Here is a 21796-nt window from a genome sequence, read left to right as displayed (position 1 = left end):
GTCGACTGCGGTGGGCACGATCGGACGGGGGAACACGTGACGACCAACAGGCTCCTGCGGCTGGCCGCGGCACTGACAGGCGCGGTGCTGCTCGCCACGGCGCCGCAGCTCGCGTCGGGATCACCGGACGGCATGAAGTTCGGCGCCGTGAGCCAGCCCCGCGCGGGCGAGAGCTACCAGTCAGCCCTCCTGCGGGCCGAGGCGACCGCCGGTCGCACCTACGACGTGGTCCGCGACTTCCCGCGCTGGGACAGCCCGTTCCCCGACTCGTTCCACACCTGGCTCCAGGGCAGCGGACGCACCCTGATCCTCTCGGTCAAGTCCCGCCGACTCAACGGCCAGACCGTGCTCTGGCAGAGCCTCGTCGACGCCCAGCCCGGGAGCGCGCTCTACGACGACATGGTGCGCTGGGCGGACCGGCTGCGCGACTACGCCGTACCGATCTACTTCACGTTCAACCACGAGCCGGAGTCCAAGGCCAGCTCCACCATGGGCGACGCGTCCCAGTTCATCGCGGCGTGGCGGAAGTTCCACGACATCGTCGTCGCTCGTGGGGCGACCAACGTGAGGTTCATGTGGATCATGACCGACTACGCGTTCATGGTCGGACCGGACGCCCGGAACTACGGCCCGAAGTGGTACCCGGGCGACGGGTACGTGGACGCGATGGGCATCGACGCCTACAACTGGTTCACCTGTCGCACCGGGATCAACACACCTTGGATGTCGCTGGAGCAGATCATCCGTCCCTTCCGGGACTTCGGCGCCCTCCACCCGACCAAGGAGCTGTGGCTGACGGAGTGGGCGAGCGCCGAGGACCCGGCCAACCCCACGCGCAAGGCCCAGTGGTACGCCGCCGCGCAGGCCCTCTTCAAGCGGTCGGACTACGCGCAGTTCGTCGGGGTCTCCGCCTTCGACGCCAAGGGCCCCGACAGCTGCAACTGGTACCCCGACAGCACCACCTCCTCGGCCGGCGCGTTCCGGACCATGGCGACAGACCCGTTCTATGACGGCGGCACTCCCCCACCGCCGCCGCCCGCAACCACCGAGATCTCCTTCGTCGCCTCGGCGAGCAGCAACGCCAACGTCACCAACCACAGCGTCCAGGTGCCCGGCACGGTGCAGAGCGGCGACACCCTGCTGCTCTACTTCACCGCGAACACGGCACCGACCAGCACGTCGGTGCCGGCAGGCTGGACCCAGGTGCGCAGCGCGAACCTGTCCACCGCGCTGAGCCGGGTGTGGGTGCGCACCGCCACCGCCGGCGACGCGGGGTCGACCGTCACGGTCAGCAACTCCTCCCTCACCAAGGGCGACCTCACCGTGGCCGCCTATCGCGGCCCGCCGGGCACCCCGATCGACGTGAGCGCGGTCAACGCCCAGGCCAGCACCACGACGCAGTACGTCGCCCCGTCGGTCACGCCGACCCGGGCCGGGGACTGGGTGGTCGTCTACTGGGCGGACAAGTCCTCGACCAACACCGGCCACGCCATCCCGGCGTCGCTCACCCGGCGCCGTACGACGACCGGCACCGGGGGCGGTCACATCACCGCGACGCTCGCCGACACCAACGCGGCCGTGGCGCTCACGCCGACCGGCACCTATGTCGCCACCGGATCGGTCGCGTCGAGCCAGGCGATCAGCTACACGATCGCCCTGCGGCTTCCCTGACCAGGTCGGCGGCGCGCTCGGCGACCATCATCACCGTCACGACCGGGTTGGTGGCGACCAGCTGCGGGAACACCGACGCGTCGACGACCCGCAGCCCCTCGACCCCGCGCACGGTGAGGTCGGGGCGCAGGACGGCCGCCGGGTCGTCGTCCGCGCCGATCCGGCAGGTGCCGGAGACGTGGTAGACGGTCTGGTGGGTGCCGCGGGCGACCGCGCTGATCTCCTCGTCGCTCTGCACGTCCGGTCCGGGGAACACCTCGCGGACCAGCCGGGACGCGAAGGGCTCGGCCTCGCCGATCCGGCGGGCCAGGCGGACACCGGCCACGAGCACGGCCTCGTCGCGGCCCTCGGGATCGGTGAAGTAGCGGTAGTCGATCGCGGGCGGCGCGTCGGGGTCGGCGGTGGTGATCCACACCCGGCCGCGCGATGCGGGCCGGGCGACGTTGGGGGCGATCGAGACGATCCGCTCGGGCAGCTGCGCGCCGTACGCCTCGGCGTGGACGGCCCACGGCTCGACCGGGAAGTGCATGAGCACGTCGGGCCGGTCGTGGGGGGCGGCGACGCTGACCAGGGCGCCCGCGTCCCAGCCGCTCGCGCAGGTCGGCGGCGGCAGCTCGGCGAGCTCCCAGACGACCAGGCCCTCGGCATGGTCCATCAGGTTCTCCCCGACGCCGGGCAGGTCGACGACGACCGGCACCCCGGCGTCCTCGAGGACGGCGCGCGGACCGATGCCGGACAGCTGCAGCAGTCGCGGCGAGTCGATGGCACCGCAGCACACGATCACCTCGCGGCGCGCGGCGTACCGCACCAGCTCGCCGTCCACCCGGGCCAGGACGCCCGTCGCGCGGCCGTCGGTGACCTCGACCCGCTCCACGCGGGCCTCGAGCACGACGTCGAGGTTGGCGCGCTCGGCGCGCGCGGGATGGAGGTAGTGGACGGATGTCGACGAGCGGAGGTTGGTGTCGGGGGTGTAGCCGACCTCGAAGAAGCCCGCACCCTCGGCGCGCTCGTCGAGCCGGCCGTCGTTCCACGCCTCCTGCAGGGGTACGTCGAGCGCGGCCGCCGCGGCGGTCACCATGTCGGCGACCATCGGGTTGCGGTCCTCGGGCGCGACCGGCTGGATCGGCGTCCGCAGGCGGTCGAAGTACGGCTGCACCGTCGCGGCGTCCCAGCCGGCGGCGCCCCGCTCGACCCACTCGTCGAGGTCGGCGGCGAGCGTGCGCCAGGAGATCATGGTGTTGCCGTCGGAGCAGCCGCCGAGGATCCGCAACCGGGCCTGGCGGATCGCGGAGTTGCCGCGCTCCTGCGCGACGCTGCGGTAGTCGAGGTCGTACTCCCCCTCGAGCATCTCCGCCCAGCGCCGCAGGTCTCGTGCCCGCGGCTCGTGCTCGTCGTCGGGTCCCCACTCGACCAGGGTCACCGACACGGCGGGGTCCTCGCTGAGCCGCGCGGCGAGCAGCGAGCCCGCCGTACCGCCGCCGATGACCAGGTAGTCGGAGGTCGCGACGGTCTGCGTCACGCGACGCCGCCCTGGGGCGCGGCCTCCAGCACCGGGCGGTGGCCCGAGAACCGGCTGAACCGTCGCATCAGGAACAGGTAGAGCGGGCAGATGACCGCCAGCCCGACGATCCAGGAGATGTCGACGTAGTCGAGCCTCTCGCCGATCGGGCCGGTGTACTTGGTGGTCACGAGGAACGGGACCTGGACCGCGATGCCGAGGAAGTAGCAGCCGACGGCGATCAGGTTGAACTTCCCGTAGCGGCCGCCGTCGCGCTCGAAGAGCGAGTCGATGTCGTACTCGCCGTGCTTGAGCAGGTAGTAGTCGACCAGGTTGACCGCGGTCCACGGCACCAGCACGCACAGCAGCAGGAGCATGAAGTTGGTGAAGTTGACCAGGAAGTTGTCCTTGCCGGCCAGCGCCATCACGACGGCGGCGAGGAAGAGCACCGCAGACACGACGCCGCGCGCGGCCGCGCCGGGCACCCACTTCGGGAAGATCGTCTGCCCGACGGTGATCGTGGAGAGCGCGCCGCAGTAGAGGTTCATCGCGTTGGTGCACGCGATGCCGATGCCGAAGACCGCGATCACGAGGCCGCCCACGCCGTGGGTCAGGTCCTGCAGGCCCGAGACCGTGTCGGACTCGGGCAGGGCGGCGCCGACGACGGCGCCGAGGATCATCGGGAACAGCGAGCCGAGCACCGCGCCGGCGTACGTCGCCCAGAACGCGGGGCGCACGCCGGTGTCGCGGGGCATGTAGCGGGTGTAGTCGGAGACGTACGGCGCGTAGGCGATCTGCCACAGGGCGGCGAGCGAGATCGTGCCCATGAACCCGGCGAGGGTGGCGCCGTCGGAGTGGAAGGTGCCGGTCGGCAGGTCGTTGACCGCGAGGATCCAGACGAACGCGAGGGCCAGGACCAGGCCGGAGACCAGGCTCATCAGTCCGGTCAGGGCGTGGATCATGCGGTAGCCGACGATCGCGCCGGCCACGCTGACCAGGCCGATCAGGATGATCGAGACCGTCTCGTCGAGCCCGAACAGGCTGGAGACCGCCTGGCCGCCGAGCACCATGTTGGAGGCGAAGAAGCCGACGTACATGAAGATCACGAGCACGACGACCAGCAGGCTGCCGTAGGAGCCGAACTGGGCGCGGGTCTGCAGCATCTGCGGGACGCCCATCTGCGGGCCCTGCGCGGCGTGCAGCGCCATCACGACGCCGCCGAGCGCGTGGCCGATGACGAGCGCGACCACGGCGGCCCAGATCGGCAGGCCGTAGACCGCCGTCGCGACGACGCCCGTGGCGACCGTGAGCAGCATGATGTTGGACCCGAACCAGATCGTGAACAGGTCACGAGCCTTGCCGTGCCGCTCCGTCACCGGGATGTGGTCGATGGTGCGCTTCTCCACCGTCATGGTGGTCTCGATCGCCTCGTCGTGCATGGGTCCCCCTCTGGGCCGTGATCCCGCTCACCGTAGGCCGCGGAGGAGGCCGCCGACCAACACCGGTTTTCGTTGCTCAGCATCGACAAAAGCGATGACCTGACGCATTGACATCACCTGGACCGCCACATGGGATGAGAGCTCCCACCGTCACGAAGGAGCACCCATGCAGGACAGCGTCACCATCGGCCTAGTGCAGTGGCACGCCGTCCCCGGCGAGCCCGCCACCAACCTCGCGACCGCGCTCACGCTGGTCGCCGAGGCGGCCGGCCAGGGGGCGGAACTGGTGGTCCTGCCTGAGCTCTGGGCGAGCGGGTACGACGCCCCGCGGCTCGGCTCCATCGTCGCTGCCGCCGCCGAGACGGTGCCCGGCCCGCGGTCCGACGCGCTCGCCGCGGCCGCCCGGCAGCACGACATCTGGCTGTTCGCCGGGTCGGTCCCGGAGCTGGCCGACGGATCGACGTACAACACCACGGTGGTCTACGACCCCACCGGCGCAATCATTGCCCGGCACCGCAAGGCCCACCTCTACCGCCCGACCGCCGAGGACGCCGTCTTCGCCGCCGGCTCCGAGGCCACGGTGCTCGACACCGAGCCCTTCGGCCGGGTCGGCATGGCGACCTGCTTCGACGGCGACCACGCGGCCTACGCCCGCGCCCTGCGCGAGCGCGGCGCGCGGCTGGTCGTGATGCCCGCCGCCTACGAGGCCGGCGCCGAGCGTTGGTGGGACCTGCTCCACCCGGCCAACGCGCTCGCCAACGGCCAGTGGTGGATCACCGTCAACCAGGCCGGCGGCGAGGGGGACGCCGCGATGTTCGGCCGCAGCCGGGTGATCGCCCCCGACGGCACGGTCGTCTGCGAGGCACCGCGTCACGACGCCGGCGGACCGGCCGTCGTGACCTGCACGGTCGACCTGGCCGCCGGCATCACGGACGCCGACGAGCACAACGCCGCGCTGTGGACCGACACGCGCCCGGAGCTGTACGCGCCGCTCTGAGGGCTCGCCGTCGCACCCGGCAAATGGGTCGTGAATCAGGCGGAGTCACCACCCAGATGCCGGGTACGACGCACGTCCGGAGCCGGCAGCGCCCGCTCGACCTCAGGCCAGCTGGGTGACCTCACGCCGGAACGGCACCTCGTCGTTGGACGGCAGCACCGCGTCGAACTCCTCGGCGGCCCGGCGGCCCGACCACACCGCGGCGGCGATGGTGCCCGGAGCCCAGGCGTCGCCGATGCCGCGCACGGACGCGATCTCGCCGGCGTCGCGTCGGGCGACCAGGTCGAGGTAGAGCTCCTCCCTGGGCAGGCGGGCGGTGACCATGACGACGGCGTCGCAGTCGAGGTCGCGCTCGGCGCCGGTGTAGGTCTCGCGGACCGTCACACCGCCCGTGCCGACCGAGACGACGGCGTGGTCGAGGACCCGGGTGATGCCGTTCTCGATGATCCGGCGCTGGATCCGGTTGATCTCGAAGGTGTTGTTGGTCCACGAGGAGACCTGCGGGGCCGGGGTGACGATGGAGACGTCGTACCCCTTCTGGGCGAGCAGCTCCGCGACGACGCCACCGAGGTAGTAGTGGTCGTCGTCGTAGACGACGACCTTCCTGCCCTCGGGCAGGCGGCCGGCGAACAGGTCGTCCGGGCCGAGCACCTGGGCGCCCTCGGCGATCGGCATCGGCGCGGTGTGGAAGCGCGCGACGCCGTCGGTGCGCCAGGTGGCGCCGGTGGCGGTGATGACGTGCTCGAAGCCGAACTCGACGATGTCGTCGCCGCTCATCGGGCTCTCGCGGTAGATCTCGACGTTCGGGAGCTCGGCGAGGACGGCCTCGCGGTACTCCTTCACGCGGCCCCAGGCCGAGAGGCCCGGCAGCTTCGACTCGGCCGAGACCCGGCCGCCGAGGTCGCGCCCGGCCTCGGCGAGCACGACGTCGTAGCCGCGTACGCCGAGCGCGCGGGCCGCCTCAAGGCCCGAGGGACCGGCGCCGACGACGAGGATGCGGGCGTCGCTCTCCTTGGCGCGGATCCGCTCCGGGTGCCAGCCGCGGCGCCACTCCTCGCCCATGCTGGGGTTCTGGGTGCAGCGGATCGGCGACATGGTGAGGTCGCCGGACACGCAGATGTTGCAGCCGATGCACTCACGGATCAGGTCGAGACGGCCGTCGCGGATCTTGTTCGGGAGGAACGGGTCGGCGATCGAGGGGCGGGCGGCACCGATCAGGTCGAGGATCCCGGCCTTGACCTGGCGCACCATCGCGTCAGGCGAGGTGAACCGGCCGACGCCGACGACGGGCTTGGTCGTGAGCTTCTTCAACCCCGCGACGAACTCCTCCTGGCGACCCTCCGGCGCGAAGCGGGAGGTGACCGAGTCGCCCTCCCAGCTGCCCATCGCGAAGTCCCACAGGTCGGGCAGCTCGCCGAGCTCGCGCAGCACGCTCTCGATGTCCTCACGGGTGATGCCGCCGTCGATCTCCTCCTCGACCGTGATCCGGCAGGCCACGGCGGCGCGGCCGGCGACCTCCTCGATCGTGTCCTCGAGCAGCTCGCGCAGCAGCCGCATCCGGTTCTCGAGGGAGCCGCCGTACCCGTCGGTGCGGTTGTTGTAGCGGCGCGAGAGGAAGTGGTGCGGGGCGCCGTAGCCGTGGGCGCCGTAGACGTAGACGACGTCGTAGCCCGCCTCCAGCGAGCGTCGTACGGCGTTGCGGTGCCAGCGCCGCAGGTCGTCGATGTCCTGCTCGGTCATCGCGCGGGCCTGGACCGGCGCGATCGTGTCGGGGGCGACGGGCAGGTGCTGCGGCCCGAGCGGGGTCTCGCGACTGAGCTGGTTGGGCGCGTTCATGCCGTTGTGGGCCAGCTCGATGCCGGCCAGGCCGCCGCCCTCGTGGATCGCGTCGGCGATCCGCTTGAGCGCGGGCAGGTCCTGGTCGTCCCAGATCCGCAGCTCGATGAACGGCGCGATGTCGGAGGTCGCGTGGATCTCGACCTGCTCGGTGCACACGACCGACCAGCCACCCTCGGCCTTGATCTTGCGCATCGAGGCCTGCGCGCTCGGGTCGCGGTAGCCCATGCCGTTGCAGTGGGGCACCTGGTAGAAGCGGTTCTTCGTGGTGACCGGCCCGATCTGGACGGGCTCGAAGAGGATGTCGTACGGCGACGTCATCGGACGGTTTCCTTGATCTGGTTGTCGGGGGTGTCGGGAGTGTCGGGGTTGCCGGCAGCACTGCCGGCGCGCACGGAGCGACCGCACACGTAGCCGATGGCACCGAGGGCGGCGATCACGGCGAGGGTGCCGAGGGTGAAGGCCTCGAAGGTCCCCTGGGAGACGCCCCAGTAGTCCTTGAACGGGTAGTCGAGGCCGAAGACGCGCTCGAGGGTCCCGGGGAAGACGGCGACCCAGGAGCCGAGCACGATCCAGGCGAAGGCCAGCCAGCCGAGCAGGGCGAAGCCGCGGTCGGAGACCGGCACCCGGAACGGGCGCTCCACGTCGGGGTACATCCGGCGCAGCTTGATCGCGGCGGGGATGACGAACAGGTAGGCGAGCAGGAAGGTGGAGATCGAGATCGTCAGCACCACGCCGAAGATCGCGCCGCCGGTGCCGGAGACGACCATCGCGGCCAGCATGAAGACGGTGGCGGTCACGCCGGAGAGCATGTTGACGCGCACCGGCGTGCCCAGGCCGGGGTGGAAGCGGCCGAAGAAGCCACCGAAGAAGGAGCCGTCGGCGGCGGTCATCGCCTGCATCCGGTCGGAGATGATCATCCACGCCGAGCCCTGGCTCATCAGCACGTAGACGACGACGATCGCGGTGATCTTGAGCAGCGGACCGGCTGCATCGCCGTACACGGAGAAGACGGTCTTGACCGCGTCCAGGAAGCCGCCGATGCCGGTGATCTCGTCCTTCGGCACCACCAGCAGGATCGCGAGGATCGGCACCAGGTAGCAGAACGCGGCGGTGGCGCAGGAACGGGCGATGGAGACGGGGACGTCGCGGCCCGGGTTCTCCATCTCGCCGGCGGCACTGTTGCCGGACTCGAAGCCGAGGTAGGCGAACAGCAGGATCGGGACCGAGCCGAACAGGCCGAGCAGGGTGGGGCTGAAGTCGCCTGCACCGAGGCCCTCGACCCCGTGCTGGACGGCGTAGATCGCGGTGGTCACGACGAACAGCACCAGCACGCCGATCTTGAGCACCGCGCCGCTGGTGGGCAGCCACTTGCCCTTCTGCAGGCTGACCACGGCCGCGAGCACGGTGATCCAGATGAAGACGATCTTGAAGACGTAGTCGGCGAAGGAGCCCGACGGCAGCGGGGTGATGTAGGTGCTCACCGTCTCGGCGGCGAGGAAGGACATCGAGCCGCCGACCCACACCGGCTGGGTGACCCAGTTGAGCAGCGAGGCGACCGCGGCGGCCGGGCGGCCGAAGGCGTCACGGACCCAGGTGTAGGCGCCGCCCTCCTCGCTGAAGGCGGCGCCGGTCTCGGCGAAGATCAGGCCGTAGGGCACGAGGAAGAACACGGCGAGCACGAGCGCCCAGGTGAACGCCTCGGCGCCGTATGTCGAGACCTGGCCGAGAGTCTCGAGGCCGACGACGGCGGCGATGAGCAGGAAGATGATGTCGAAGCGGCCGAGCGTGCGGTGCAGCAGGGCCTGCTGCTCGGCGGCGAGCTCCGTGGGGCGAACGGTGTCTGACATGGGTGCTCCAGGATTCAGTGGTTGATCCAGACGGTCTTGAGACCGACGTACTTGTCGAGGGCGTGCAGCGAGAGGTCGCGGCCGAACCCGGAGCCCTTGAACCCCCCGAACGGGGTCCAGGCGCTGAAGGCGTCCACGCCGTTGACCGTGATGGTCCCCGCGTGGATCCGCTCGGCCAGCCGGTGGGCACGGCCGAGGTTGCTGGTGGCGACGGAGGCGGCGAGGCCATACGCCGTGTCGTTGGCGAGCCTGACCGCCTCGTCCTCGGTGTCGAAGGGCGTGATCGCCAGGACCGGCCCGAACACCTCCTCACGGGCGAGGGTGGACGCCGGGTCGACGCCGTCGAAGACGGTCGGCTGCACGTAGCAGTCGCTGCCGTCGCGGGTGATCCGCTCGCCGCCGGTGACCAGGCGGGCACCCGAGCCTCGGGCCTCGTCGACGAACTGCATGATCCGGTCGGTCTGCTCGGACGAGACGATCGCGCCCATCCCCGCGGCGGGGTCGAGCGGGTCGCCGGGGGCGTACGCCGCCGCCTCGGCCGCGACCAGTGTCACGAACACCTCGTGCACGTCGCGCTGGACGAGGACGCGGGAGTGGGCCGAGCACACGGCGCCCTGGTTGAACCAGATGCCGAAGGCGGTCTGCCTCGCGGTGGTGGCGAGGTCCTCGGCGTCGGCGAAGACGACGTGGGGGCTCTTGCCGCCGCACTCGAGCCAGACCTGCTTGAGGTTGGACTGGCCGGCGTACTGCAGGAAGTAGGCGCCGACCTCGGTCGAGCCGGTGAACGCGAGCACGTCGACGTCCGGGTGCAGGCCGAGCGCCCTGCCGGTGGTCTCGCCCAGGCCGGGGACGACGTTGAGGACGCCCTCGGGGATGCCGGCCTCGACGGCGAGCTCGGCGATCCGCAGCGCCGAGGACGGTGACTGCTCGGCGGGCTTGAGGACCACGCTGTTGCCGGCGGCCATCGCCGGGGCGACCTTCCACGCGAGCATGTCGACCGGGTAGTTCCACGGCACGACGGCGCCGACGACGCCCAGCGGCACCCGGCGGATCAGGCCGAGGGTCCCCGGTGGGGTCGGCGCCACCTCGTCGTTGATCTTGTCGATCGCCTCGGCGTAGTAGCGGAACAGGTTGACCGAGAACGGCAGGTCGAGCTCGTGGGCGTCGACGACCCGCTTGCCCATGTCGAGGGAGTCGAGCACGGCCAGCTCGGCGGCGTGGTCGGCCAGCAGGTCGGCGAAGCAGAGCATCCGCTCGCGGCGGAAGGCCACGCCGGCGCGGCTCCACAACCCGGAGTCGAAGGCGGCCCGGGCCGCGCGCACGGCACGGTCGACGCCCTCGGCGCCGGCGTCGCTGACCTCGGCGAGCAGGGCGCCGGTCGCGGGGTTGCGGTTCTCGAAGGTGGCGGTGCCGGCGTCGACGAAGCCGCCTCCGACGAACGGGCGGGTCGGGAGGACGACCTTGGCGGCCTCGGCGAGCCAGTCCTGGTGAGTGCGCACGCGGGATCCTTTCTTTGCGCTTCGGCGCAAATATGACCCGGATCACCTGTCCCTGTCAACGGCGCCCCCGGAAATCCGGCAGGGCGCTACGGTGGTCGCCATGGCACGACGCAAGGACCAGGCCGCGCGCCGCGAGCACCTCATCTCGGCGACCCTGACCGTGATCGCCCGCCACGGCCTCAGCGGCGTGACGATGAAGAACATCGCCGAGGAGGCCGGCATCTCGCCGCGCCTGGTCGCGTACTACTACCCCGAGCTCGACGGGCTCGTCGAGGCTGCCCACCAGGCCGCGACCGACCGCTACTACTGGTCGCGGCAGCAGGTGGTGGCGGGCGAGCTGTCGCCGGTCGAGAAGCTGGCCCGGCTCATGTACTCAGGGCTTCCCCGCGGCGAGGACCTGCTGCTCAGCCAGGTGCTCGACGAGATCTCGGTCAGCGCCAGCCGCAGCCCGATGCACGCCACACTGATGACGCTCCTGTTCGACCGCGAGGTGTCTCTCTACACAGCGGTGCTCGAGGTCGGACGGGCCACGGGCGTGTTCACGCTGGCCGACGACGCCGACGCGATCGCCCGCAACTTCGTGGCCCTCGAGGACGCCTTCGGCCTGCACCTGCTGGCCCACAACTCGTCGCTGACCCTCGAGCGGGCCGAGCAGCAGCTGGCGAGCTATGCGCTGGCCGCCACCGGAGTGCGGGTCACTCCGGCCCGCCCTGACCTGCCGGCCACCGCAAAGAAAATCTAGGCAGGCCGGCGCCGACGGATCTCCTCGTTGATCGCCGGAACCACTTCGTGCAGGTCGCCGATGACGGCGTAGTGGGCCTTGGCGACCATCGGCGCGTCCGGGTCGGTGTTGATGGCCAGGATCGTCTTCGCGCTCGCGCAGCCCGCCCAGTGCTGGATCGCGCCCGAGATGCCGCAGGCGACGTACAGGTCCGGCGAGATGCGGCTCCCGGTCTGGCCGACCTGCTCGTGGTGGGGCCGCCAGCCGAGGCTGGTGACCACGCGCGAGACGCCCAGGGCGCCGTCGAGGAGGTCGACCAGCTCGAGCAGGTCGCCGAAGCCGTCGGCGCTGCCCGCTCCGCGACCGGCACCGACGACCACCCGGGCCGACTTCAGGCCGCCGGAGAGGTCCTCCTGTGCGGGCTCCGCGGACACCACGCGTGCCACCAGGTCGGCGGCGGCGACCTCAGGGGCGGTCGTGACGACGCGTCCCTCCCCCGGCGTCGCGGCGGTCGTCGCCTCCACGGCGTGCCCGGCGACGGTGAAGATCGCCGGCCGCTCGCCCAGGACCATGTCCTCGAGCGCGGCGCCGCCGACCACCTGCCGGGTCACCGTGAACGGCGCCAGGCCGTCGAAGGCCACCACGTTGGCGGCCATCGTCACGTCGAGGCGGGCGGCCAGGTGGGCCAGCACCTCCATGCCGCGCGGTGTGCCGGCGGCGGTCACGACCACGGACCCGACACTCGCGCGGACCGACTGCACCGCACTCGCCCAGGCGGCTCCGCCGTAGGCGCCGAACGCGTCGCCCGTGGCGTGGTGCACGTCGCGCACGCCGTACGACGCCAGCTGGGCGGCGAGGTCCGCCACCGGGCACGGCAGGGCACCGACGACGACCGCGTCGATCGGTACGCCGCCCCCCGCCGCGGACAGGTCGCGAGCGAAGGTCAGCGTCTCGCGGGACACCTCGACGGCACCCGTGGCATCGGTCTCGACCAGCACGAGGATCATCGCGCCACCACGCCCAGCTGCTCGAACAGGTCGACCACCGCCGCGGCCGCGTCGGCGCCCTTGCCCAGCACCTGGACCTCGCTCGGCTGCGGGGGCGGCAGCCGGAGCCGGCGGCGGTTCGGGCCGGCCGGCTCGGTGCTGGGCGTGCGCTGCTCGATCTCGACCTTCTTGGCCTTCATCCGCCCCGGAACGGTGGGATAGCGCGGCTCCACGCCGCCCTCGAGCACGGTGACCACCGCGGGCAGCGGCACGCGGTAGGTCTCCCTGCCCTCGGGGCCCTTGACCCCGGCCACGACGTGGCCGTCCTCGACGGCGATCGTGGCCGCCCCGTTGACCACCGGACGCCCGAGCTCGTGGGCGAGCCGGATCCCGACCTGGAAGTCGCCGGTGTCGGCCGCGTCGTTGCCGAGCAGCACCAGGTCGTGCGGCCGCCCGGAGCCCTCGTGGTCACGGATCACCGCAGCGATCTCGCGGGCCACGTCGGCCGGGCCGAAGGCGCCGGGATCGGCCCCGATGTGGGTCGCCGCGGTACACCCGACCGCGAGCGCGGAGCGCAGCTGGTCGACCGCCTCGGGCTCGCCCAGGGTGAGCACGGACGCGCTGCCACCGGCAGCGGTGGCGGTCTGCACCGCCAGCTCGATGGCGCACTCCTCGTGGTTGCTCAGCGTGAACCCGGCGTACCGCCCGTCAGCCGACTGCCCGTCCTCGGTCAGCACCACCTCGCCGGTGGAGTCCACGACCCGCTTGACGCAGACCAGGACGTCGAGGCTCATCGGATGCGCTCGTTCTGCGGGTCGAGGAGCGCGGTGGCGTCGACCGAGGCCACGGTGACCGGGTACAGCTCCTCCATGTAGGACACCGCGAGCTGGTTGCCGAGGACCGCCTGGTCCGGCGGGAGGTAGGCCAGCAGCACGTGCTTGCCGAGCGACGGCGCGGAGCCCGCGCTGGTGACGTAGGGGTGGTGCCCGTGCCCGTCGGTGAGCGTGCCGCCGTCGCGGGTCAGGATCGGCTCGCCGCCGAGCATGTAGCGCTTCACGCCCGAGGCCGAGGCGTGGTCGTCGACGGTCATCGTGCACAGAACCGCCGCCGGGCCCGTGGTCGACAGAGCCTCACGCTGCGCGAGATAGGCCTCCTTGCCGACGAAGTCGGCGGCCTTCACCTTCGGCCGCTGCATCCCGGCCTCGACGATGCTCCGCTCCGAGTCGAGCTCGTAGCCGTAGGCGCGGTAGCCCTTCTCGATGCGGCCGGTCGTGCCGTAGACGCCGATCCCGACGGGTACGGCGCCGTGCGGCTGCCCCGCCTCGAGCAACGCGTCCCACAGCCGGGCCGCGTCGTCCATGGCGACGTAGAGCTCCCAGCCCAGCTCGCCGACGTACGAGATCCGCGAGGCGAGCACGGCGACACCGGCGACGGTGATCTCGCGACAGGTCAAGAACCCGAAGCCCTCGTCGGAGACGTCGTCGGAGGTCAGCGACGCGAGGATGTCGCGCGCCCTCGGCCCCCACAGCCCGATCGTGGAGACCTGGTCGGTGACGTCGACCAGGGTGGTGGCGGGATCGGTGATCTGGTCGCTGAACGTCTTGCGGTCGGCCATGCCGTGCGCACCGCCGGTCACGACCCGGAAGTGGTCCTCGCCCAACCGCATCACGGTGAGGTCGGAGAGGAAGCCGCCGTTGGCGTTGAGGACGGGCGTGTAGATCACCTTGCCCACGGCGACGTCGCACTGGGCGACACAGGTGCGCTGCACGGTGTCGAGCGCACCGGGCCCGGTGATGTCGAAGACCGCGAACGCGGACAGGTCCACCACACCGGCAGCCTCGCGCATGCGCAGGTGCTCGGCATTGATGATCGGGCTCCACCAGCGCGCGTCCCACTCGTGCTCGCGCGGCATCACCGCGTCGCCGTACACCTCCAGGAGCGGGGCGTTCGACTCGTACCAGTGCGGGCGCTCCCAGCCGGCGGTCTCGAAGAAGAAGGCGCCGAGCTTCACCTGGGCGTCGTGCATCGGAGCGAGCCGCTGCTCGCGGTCCGACTCGTACTGCTCGGCCGGGTGCACGATGCCGTAGGTCTTGATGAACGACTCGGTCGTGCGCAGCCGGGTGTGCTCGCGGCGCATCTGGTGGGCGTGGAAGCGGGCGATGTCGCTGTGGTGGACGTCGATCTCGGACCAGCCCCGGGTCATCCACTCGGCGACCGCACGTCCGACCCCGGGGCCCTCCTTGATCCAGACCGCGGCAGCGGTCCACAGGCCCTTGACCTGGCTCTCCCCCAGGATCGGCGCACCGTCGCAGGTCAGCGACAGCAGGCCGTTGATCGCGTAGCGCATCTCGGCACCCTCGGCGCCGAGCAGCTCGGGCATCAGCTCGTAGGCCTGCTCGAGCTGCGGGTCGAAGTCCTCGGAGGTGAAGGGCAGCTCGGTCGGCGACAGCTTGGCCTGCTCGATCGAGGGGATGTCCTCGGGCTCGTGCAGGATCGCGCGGTGGGCGTACGAGCCGACCTCCATGTCGGCGCCGTGCTGGCGCTCGTAGCAGAAGGTGTCCATGTCGCGGATGATCGGGAAGGAGATCTCCCCCTCGCGCTCGGCCAGCTGCGGGCAGGGGCCGACGCTGATCATCTGGTGCACGGCCGGGGTGAGCGGGATGCTGATGCCGGCCATGTCGCCCAGCTTGGGGCTCCACACGCCGGCGGCGATGACCACGTGGGTGGTCTCGATGTCCCCGCCGTCGGTGCGCACCCGGGTGATCCGGCGGTGACCGTCGGGGCCCTCCTCGGTGTCCATGCCGATGACCTCGACGGTGGGCACGACGGTCAGCTCACCGGTCGCGAGGGCGGCCTCGCGCATGATGGTGCCGGCGCGCAGCGAGTCGACCACGCCGACGCTCGGCGTCCAGAAGGCGCCGATGAACTGGTCGGTCTCGATGAAGGGCACCTTCTCCTTCACGAACGCAGGGCTCACCAGCTCCGCCTCGATCCCCCAGGCCTTCGCGCTCGACATGCGCCTTCGCAGCTCCTCCATCCGCTCTTCGGTGCGGGCGATCTCGAAGCCGCCGGACTGCGTGAAGACGCCCATCTCCTGGTACTGCCGCACCGAGTCGAGGGTCAGGTCGGTGATCTCGCGGGAGTGGTCGACGGGGAAGATGAAGTTCGACGCGTGCCCGGTGGAGCCGCCCGGGTTGGGCAGCGCCCCCTTGTCGATCTGCACGATGTCGCGCCAACCCAGGCGCGCGAGGTGGTGCACCAGGCTGTTGCCGACGATGCCCGCGCCGATCACGACGACGCCGGCCGAGGTGGGAACGGTGGCCATGGGGACTCCTAGGAGAGTAAGCCGAGTGTTGCGTATTGTGCAACGCAATGCGCTATGCGAGACAGATCTAGAATCACCCGCGCCCGGCCGGGTGTCAATGCCCAGCCGGGCGCAGGTGTTGCTCGACGTCTAGCGGGTCACTGGAGCCAGGCGTCGACCTTGTCCTGGTTGTCCGCGATCCACTTGTCCGCGGCCTCCTCGGGCTTCATGTCGTCCTCGGCGATGTACTTGGCGACCTGGTTCTGGTCGTCGTTGGTCCACGTGAAGTTGGTGACCAGCCCGACGCCCGGGCCGCCCTCCTTCTGCCAGGAGGTGGAGACGATCTTCTTCAGCTCGGTCTCCGGGTAGTCGCAGGCGACCTTGGCCGGGTCGGCCTGGCAGCCGTCCTCGTACGGCGGCAGCGTCACCTTCTCGAGCGGGACGTCGGCGAAGAGCCACTGGGGCTCGTAGAAGTAGCCGATCAGGAACTCCTTGTTCTTCTCGGCCTGCTGGAAGGCGGTGATGCTGGCCGCCTCGCTGCCGGAGAAGACCACCTTGAAGTCCAGGTTGAGGTTGCTGATGATCGCCTCGTCGAACTGGACATAGGACGGGTCGGCCCCTAGGAACTGGCCCTTTCCTCCCGACTCGGATGTGGCGAACTGCTTGGCGTACTTGTTGAGGTTCTTCCAGTCCAGGATGTCGGGGTGCTCCTTGGCGAGCCACGGCGGGACGTACCAGCCGATGATGCCGACGTTGCCGTTCGGGCCGAGGTCCATGGCACTGCCGTCGCCCTGTTCGGCGAAGAACTTCTTCTCCAGGTCGGGGTGGCCCCAGTCCTCGATCACGACGTCGACGTCGCCGGTGCCGAAGCCCTGCCAGGACACGTCCTCCTTGAGCTCCTTGTAGTTGACCTTGCAGCCGAGCTGCTGGCTCGCCACCCGGCCCACCACGTAGCTGCTGGCCTCGTCGCCGACCCACGGGTTGACCGCGATGTTGAGATCGCCGCAGTCGCCGGCACTGCCGGCCTTGGACTCGTTGGCCTTGGTCTGCTCGTCGATCGTGCCGCCGCCGCAGGCGGCGAGCAGCATCGCCACGGACGCCGCAACCGAGGTGAGGCCGGTCGCCCTCCAACTGATGTGTCGCACTCTTTCTCCTTGGTTGTCGTGTCGGTCGTGTTGCAGGCTGTGGCGCTACCGGGCGGCCGGGGCGCCGGAGCGGTGCGCGGCCGACCGGGCGATCCGGTCGACCATGATCCCGAGCAGGACGATGCTGATGCCGGCTGCCGCTCCCTTGCCCCACTCCTCCGACCTCGCGAACCCGAGCACGACGTCGTACCCCAGCGCGCCGGCGCCGACCAGGCCGCCGATGACGGCCATGGCCAGCACGTAGAGCAGGCCCTGGTTGGCGGCGAGCACCAGCGACGGGCGCGCCATCGGGAGCTGGACCTTGACGATCTCCTGCCAGCGGGTCGAGCCGGTGGACCGGCCCGCCTCGATCGTCGACGGCGACACCGCGCGCACCCCGTCGGCGACGAGCTTGATCGCGACCGGCGCCGCATAGACGACGCCCGCGACGATGGCGGTGAACCGGGTCGAGCCGAACAGGGCCAGCACCGGGATCAGGTAGACGAACGGCGGGATGGTCTGGCCGGCGTCGAGGGTCGGGCGGAGCACCAGGTCGACGGCCCGGCTGCGCGCCATCGCGACGCCGAGGACCACGGCCAGCAGCATCACCAGGACGGTGCCGACCAGGGTCATGTTGAGGGTCACCATCGCGTCGTGCCAGAGGCCGAAGTAGAGCAGGCCGCCGATGCAGACCACGGTCGGCACGAGGGCCCGGACGCCGCCGACGACCACGGCGAGCGCCAGGAGCGCGCCCGCCGCCAGCCACCACGGCGACTCGGCGAGCAGCGACTGGAGCGGGTCGAGGAGCGCGGCGCTCACCAGGTCCTTGAAGCCCTGCGTAAAGCCCCGGAAGGTGTCGGTGAACCAGGTGAAGAAGCTGTCGACGCCGTCGGCGACCTTCGGCGTCCACCCGGGGTCCTGGAACTGGGCCGCCCACGGGTAGGTGCGCGAGAGGTAGAGCGCGACCACCACCGGGACCGCCGCCCCGGCCAGGAGCAGCCGGCGCCGCCGCAGGTCCACTCCGCCGCGGGCCGCGGTCTCGGAGTACTCGCTGGCCGCGGTCGTCGAGCGGTCGAGCATCACCGCCATGACCACGATCAGGGCGCCGGGGACGAAGGCGCCGCCGACGTCGTTCTTGACCAGTGCGTCCAGCACCGGGCGGCCCAGACCCGGGCCGTCGACGTACGACGCGATGGTGGCCATCGACAGTGCGGCCATGATCGTCTGGTTGAGGCCCACGACGATGGTCTTGCGGGCCATCGGCAGCTGCACCTTGGTCAGCCGCTGCCACCAGGTCTGGCCGGCGGAGTCGGTCGCCTCGATCGTCGTCGTCGACACGTTGCGGATGCCGTGGCCGGCGATCCGGATGATCGGCGGCAGCGCGTACACCAGGGTGCACACGACCGCACCCGCGGCGCCGATGCCGAAGAAGAGCACGATCGGCAGCAGGTAGACGAAGGTCGGCATCGTCTGGAAGACGTCCAGCACCGTGTTGGTCACCGCGTTGACGGCGCGGTTGCCCGTGCCGACCAGGACCGCGAGCGGCATTCCGATCAGTACCGAGACCCCGACCGCGACGAAGGTGACGATCAGCAGGTCGACGGCGTCGGACCAGTAGCCGAACGCGCCGAAGGAGACGAACGAGAGCGCCACCAGTACGGCGATCCGCCAGCCCGCGATCGCGAGGCCCACCCAGGCCGCGACGGCCGTGACCCCCAGCCAGCCGACCTGCGGCACCGGGCGCGGGAAGTCCGGGATGGACAGCATCCGCTGGAACCAGTCGACCACCGAGGTGAACCAGGCGCCGAGGTCGTAGGTGAGCTGGATGACCGGGTTGTCGTCGCGACCGGCGAGGACGTCGTCGCGGAAGCCGCCGAGCGAGGTCTGCACGTCGGTGTGCTCGCGGCCGGCCAGGGCGAGGGTGTGAGTGCCCTTGGTCAGCGCCCACACCAGCACCCAGAGCACCACGACGCCGAGCGCCCAGGCCCACCGTGGGATGCCGTCGAACGCGCGGCGAGCGCCGCGCGGGCCGGGTGTCGGCGGCGCGGAGGCGGGCGGGGTCAGGGTGGCGGTCACGACTCGGCCTGTTCCTCCGCGACCACGACCCGCAGGATCGCGTCGTCGTCCACGATCCCGATCACGCGGTCACCGTCGACCACGCGGACCGGGTGCTCGGAGGCCAGCGCTGCCTTGGCGGCCTGCCGCACGATGGTGTCGCAGGACATCACCGGTCCGTCCATCGAGTCCTCGGGCCGCGGCTCGCGCATCACCCACTTCAGGGTGAGCACGTGGGAGCGGGGCACCTCGGAGACGAAGTCGCGCACGTAGTCGTCGACCGGCGCGCCCACGACCTCGTCGGGTGCGCCGACCTGCACGATCTCGCCGTCGCGCATGATCAGGATCCGGTCGCCGAGCTTGAGCGCCTCCTGCAGGTCGTGGGTGATGAAGACCATCGTCTTGCGCAGGTCGCGGTGGAGACGGATCACCTCGTTCTGCATGTCGCGGCGGATCAGCGGGTCGAGCGCCGAGAACGGCTCGTCGAACAGCAGGATGCTCGGGTCGCCCGCGAGCGCGCGGGCCAGACCGACGCGCTGCTGCATGCCGCCGGAGAGCTGGTCGGGATAGGAGTGCGAGAACCCGTCGAGCCCGACGAGCGAGACGACCTCCTCGGCCTTGGCCCGGCGCTCCTTCTTCTTCATGCCGCGGATCTCGAGCCCGTAGGCGATGTTGTCGATGACCTGGCGGTGCGGCAGCAGCCCGAAGTGCTGGAAGACCATCGAGACCCGGTTGCGGCGCAGGTCGCGCAGCTGGGCGTCGGAGGCGGTCGTGACGTCGATCCCGTCGATCACCACCGAGCCCGCGGTCGGCTCGATCAACCGGGTCAGGCAGCGGACCAGGGTCGACTTCCCCGATCCCGAGAGCCCCATCACGACGAAGACCTCGCCGGGCGCCACCTCGAACGACACGTCCTTCACGCCGGCGACGCAGCCCGTCTTGGCCTTCAGCTCGGCGCGCGAGAGCTCCGCGTCCGGCGTACCGATGATCCGGTCGGCGCGGGGGCCGAAGATCTTCCACAGGTTGCGCACCGCCAGCGCGCTCTCGGCGGACGTCACCGGTACGACGTCCTTCTCGGTCGCCACGCTCATCTGTGCTCCTCACGGTTGCGGCTGTCGCCGGGTGGATGGAGAGGCATGTCGTCGCGGTAGCGGTAGTACGGCACGTCGAGGGCCGGCAGCGGCGTGTTGCCCGCGATCAGGTCGGCGGCCTTCTCGGCGACCATCATCACCGGCGCGTAGATGTTGCCGTTGGTGACGTACGGGAAGACCGATGCGTCGACGACCCGCAGGCCCTCGGTGCCGTGCACCCGCATCGAGGTCGGGGCGACCACGGAGGTCTCGTCGACGCCCATCTTCGCCGTGCACGAGGGGTGCAGGGCCGTCTCGGCGTCGGCCCGGACCCAGTCCAGGATCTCGTCGTCGGTCTCCACCGACGGGCCGGGCGACAGCTCGCCGTCGTTGTACGGCGCGAAGGCCGGCTGGTTGAGGATGTCGCGGGCCACCCGCACCGCCTCCACCCACTCCTTGCGGTCGGTCGGCGTCGAGAGGTAGTTGAACTGCAGGCTCGGGTGCACCCGTGGGTCCTTGCTCCGGATCCGGACCCAGCCGCGGGTGTCGGCGTACATCGGGCCGATGTGGACCTGATAGCCGTGCGCGCCCTTCTCGAGGTTCTCGGGTGCCGAGCCGTCGTACCGGATCGCGATGGGCAGGAAGTGGAACATCAGGTTCGGGTAGTCCACCTCGTCGTTGCTGCGGCAGAAGCCGCCGCCCTCGAAGTGGTTGGTCGCGCCGAGCCCGCTGCGGTGGAAGAGCCACTGGTAGCCGATCCGGGGGCGCTCGCGCAGTCGCAGCCCGGGCGCGATCGACACCGGCTGCTTCGAGGCGTACTGGATGTAGACCTCGAGATGGTCCTGGAGGTTCTCCCCCACCCCGGGCAGGTGGTGCACGACGGGGATGCCGTGCCGGCGCAGCAGGCTCTCGTCGCCGACCCCCGAGAGCTGGAGCAGCTGCGGGGTGTTGATCGCGCCGCCGCACAGGATGACCTCGCCGGCGCGCACGGTGTGGGCGCGCCGGGCCTGCGAGTAGTCCACGCCGACCGCCCGCCTGCCTTCGAAGTTGACCTTGGTGGCGAAGGCGTAGGTCTTGACCGTGAGGTTCGCGCGGCCCTTGACGGGGTGCAGGTAGGCGCGGGCCGCCGACCAGCGGCGGCCGCGGTAGACGTTGCGGTCGAAGCGGGCGAAGCCCTCCTGGCGGTAGCCGTTGACGTCGTCGGTCAGCGGGTAGCCCGCCTGCTGCGCGGCCTCGAAGAACGCGGCGAAGAGCGGGTTGCGGGCCGGGCCCTGCTCCAGCCGGAGCGGGCCGTCGCCCCCGCGCCAGTCGTCGGCCCCCACACTGCCGTCGACGAGGTAGCGCGTCTCCATCCGCTTGAAGTAGGGCAGGCAGTGCAGGTAGTCCCAGCTCTCCATGCCCGGGTCGCGCGCCCAGCGCTCGTAGTCCATCGGGTTGCCCCGCTGGAAGATCATCCCGTTGATGCTGCTCGAACCACCGAGGACCTTGCCACGGGCGTGGAAGACCCGACGCCCGCCCATGTACGGCTCGGGGTCGGTCTCGTAGCGCCAGTCGTAGAGCCGGTTGCCGATCGGGATCGGCAGCGCGGCCGGCATGTGGATGAACGGGTCGATCCGGTAGTCGGAGCGTCCGGCCTCCAGCACCAGCACGCTGGTACCGGGGTCGGCGGAGAGCCGGTTGGCCAGGGCGCACCCCGCAGAGCCTCCGCCCACGATCACGTAGTCGTACCGCTCCGCACCCATCTCG

The 21796-nt window shown here is 70.9% G+C and carries 15 protein-coding genes; 3 read left to right on the top strand and 12 right to left on the bottom strand.

Annotated elements, in window-relative coordinates; translation table 11 throughout:
• Positions 1-36 precede the first annotated feature (36 nt).
• Positions 37-1671, top strand: a complete 1635-nt coding sequence (locus QI633_RS10620; protein ID WP_282428934.1) for a glycosyl hydrolase — start codon at positions 37-39, stop codon at positions 1669-1671.
• Here the strand turns inward: QI633_RS10620 and QI633_RS10615 are convergent.
• Together QI633_RS10615 and QI633_RS10610 are read right to left on the bottom strand one after the other, a co-directional pair.
• Positions 1640-3190: an FAD-dependent oxidoreductase gene (locus QI633_RS10615; RefSeq protein ID WP_282428933.1), complete on the bottom strand. Its 1551-nt coding sequence runs from the start codon at positions 3188-3190 to the stop codon at positions 1640-1642. The genes QI633_RS10620 and QI633_RS10615 overlap by 32 nt on opposite strands.
• Positions 3187-4608 carry a cytosine permease gene (locus QI633_RS10610; RefSeq protein WP_282428932.1) on the bottom strand — a complete coding sequence of 474 codons (1422 nt, stop codon included), beginning with the start codon at positions 4606-4608 and terminating at the stop codon, positions 3187-3189. The genes QI633_RS10615 and QI633_RS10610 overlap by 4 nt, the downstream gene beginning before the upstream one ends.
• Positions 4609-4774: 166 nt before the next feature.
• Between QI633_RS10610 and QI633_RS10605 the strand changes: the two genes are divergently transcribed.
• Complete coding sequence (locus QI633_RS10605) at positions 4775-5605, top strand: carbon-nitrogen hydrolase family protein (RefSeq protein WP_282428931.1); 831 nt, start codon at positions 4775-4777, stop codon at positions 5603-5605.
• A 102-nt stretch (positions 5606-5707) separates the two neighbouring features.
• On the opposite strand, the gene QI633_RS10600 is transcribed toward QI633_RS10605, so the two are convergent.
• From QI633_RS10600 to QI633_RS10590, 3 genes are read right to left on the bottom strand one after another with little or no spacing between them, the layout of a single operon-like run.
• Positions 5708-7762 (bottom strand): FAD-dependent oxidoreductase, encoded by a 2055-nt coding sequence (locus tag QI633_RS10600; protein ID WP_282428930.1) that lies wholly within the window; start codon positions 7760-7762, stop codon positions 5708-5710.
• Complete coding sequence (locus QI633_RS10595; RefSeq protein ID WP_282428929.1) at positions 7759-9291, bottom strand: APC family permease; 1533 nt, start codon at positions 9289-9291, stop codon at positions 7759-7761. The genes QI633_RS10600 and QI633_RS10595 overlap by 4 nt, the downstream gene beginning before the upstream one ends.
• Positions 9292-9305: 14 nt before the next feature.
• Complete coding sequence (locus QI633_RS10590; RefSeq protein WP_282428928.1) at positions 9306-10790, bottom strand: aldehyde dehydrogenase family protein; 1485 nt, start codon at positions 10788-10790, stop codon at positions 9306-9308.
• Between the two features lie 100 nt (positions 10791-10890).
• On the opposite strand from QI633_RS10590, the gene QI633_RS10585 reads away from it, so the two are divergent.
• Positions 10891-11532 (top strand): TetR family transcriptional regulator, encoded by a 642-nt coding sequence (locus QI633_RS10585; RefSeq protein ID WP_141799216.1) that lies wholly within the window; start codon positions 10891-10893, stop codon positions 11530-11532.
• Here the strand turns inward: QI633_RS10585 and QI633_RS10580 are convergent.
• From QI633_RS10580 to betA, 7 genes are all read right to left on the bottom strand, one after another.
• A complete protein-coding gene (locus QI633_RS10580; protein ID WP_282428927.1) occupies positions 11529-12518 on the bottom strand; it encodes an electron transfer flavoprotein subunit alpha/FixB family protein in 990 nt (329 codons plus the stop codon). The two genes, QI633_RS10585 and QI633_RS10580, sit on opposite strands and share 4 nt — an antisense overlap.
• Positions 12515-13291 carry a hypothetical protein gene (locus tag QI633_RS10575; protein ID WP_282428926.1) on the bottom strand — a complete coding sequence of 259 codons (777 nt, stop codon included), beginning with the start codon at positions 13289-13291 and terminating at the stop codon, positions 12515-12517. Before QI633_RS10575 ends, QI633_RS10580 begins: the two co-directional genes overlap by 4 nt.
• Complete coding sequence (locus QI633_RS10570) at positions 13288-15822, bottom strand: FAD-dependent oxidoreductase (protein WP_282428925.1); 2535 nt, start codon at positions 15820-15822, stop codon at positions 13288-13290. The genes QI633_RS10575 and QI633_RS10570 overlap by 4 nt, the downstream gene beginning before the upstream one ends.
• Before the next feature lie 137 nt (positions 15823-15959).
• Positions 15960-16946, bottom strand: coding sequence for an ABC transporter substrate-binding protein (locus QI633_RS10565; protein WP_260806060.1), 987 nt, complete (start codon positions 16944-16946; stop codon positions 15960-15962).
• Between the two features lie 45 nt (positions 16947-16991).
• Positions 16992-19001: an ABC transporter permease subunit gene (locus QI633_RS10560; protein WP_282428924.1), complete on the bottom strand. Its 2010-nt coding sequence runs from the start codon at positions 18999-19001 to the stop codon at positions 16992-16994.
• Positions 18998-20071: a glycine betaine/L-proline ABC transporter ATP-binding protein gene (locus QI633_RS10555; protein ID WP_141799220.1), complete on the bottom strand. Its 1074-nt coding sequence runs from the start codon at positions 20069-20071 to the stop codon at positions 18998-19000. The genes QI633_RS10560 and QI633_RS10555 overlap by 4 nt, the downstream gene beginning before the upstream one ends.
• Positions 20068-21792 (bottom strand): choline dehydrogenase, encoded by a 1725-nt coding sequence (gene betA, locus QI633_RS10550; RefSeq protein WP_282428923.1) that lies wholly within the window; start codon positions 21790-21792, stop codon positions 20068-20070. Before betA ends, QI633_RS10555 begins: the two co-directional genes overlap by 4 nt.
• Between the last annotated feature and the right edge of the window lie 4 nt (positions 21793-21796).

It is taken from the genome of Nocardioides sp. QY071, assembly GCF_029961765.1.
Taxonomy (GTDB): domain Bacteria; phylum Actinomycetota; class Actinomycetes; order Propionibacteriales; family Nocardioidaceae; genus Nocardioides.
The sequence above is the reverse complement of the archived record's forward strand: the minus strand, read 5'-3'. Positions and strand labels throughout refer to the sequence as shown.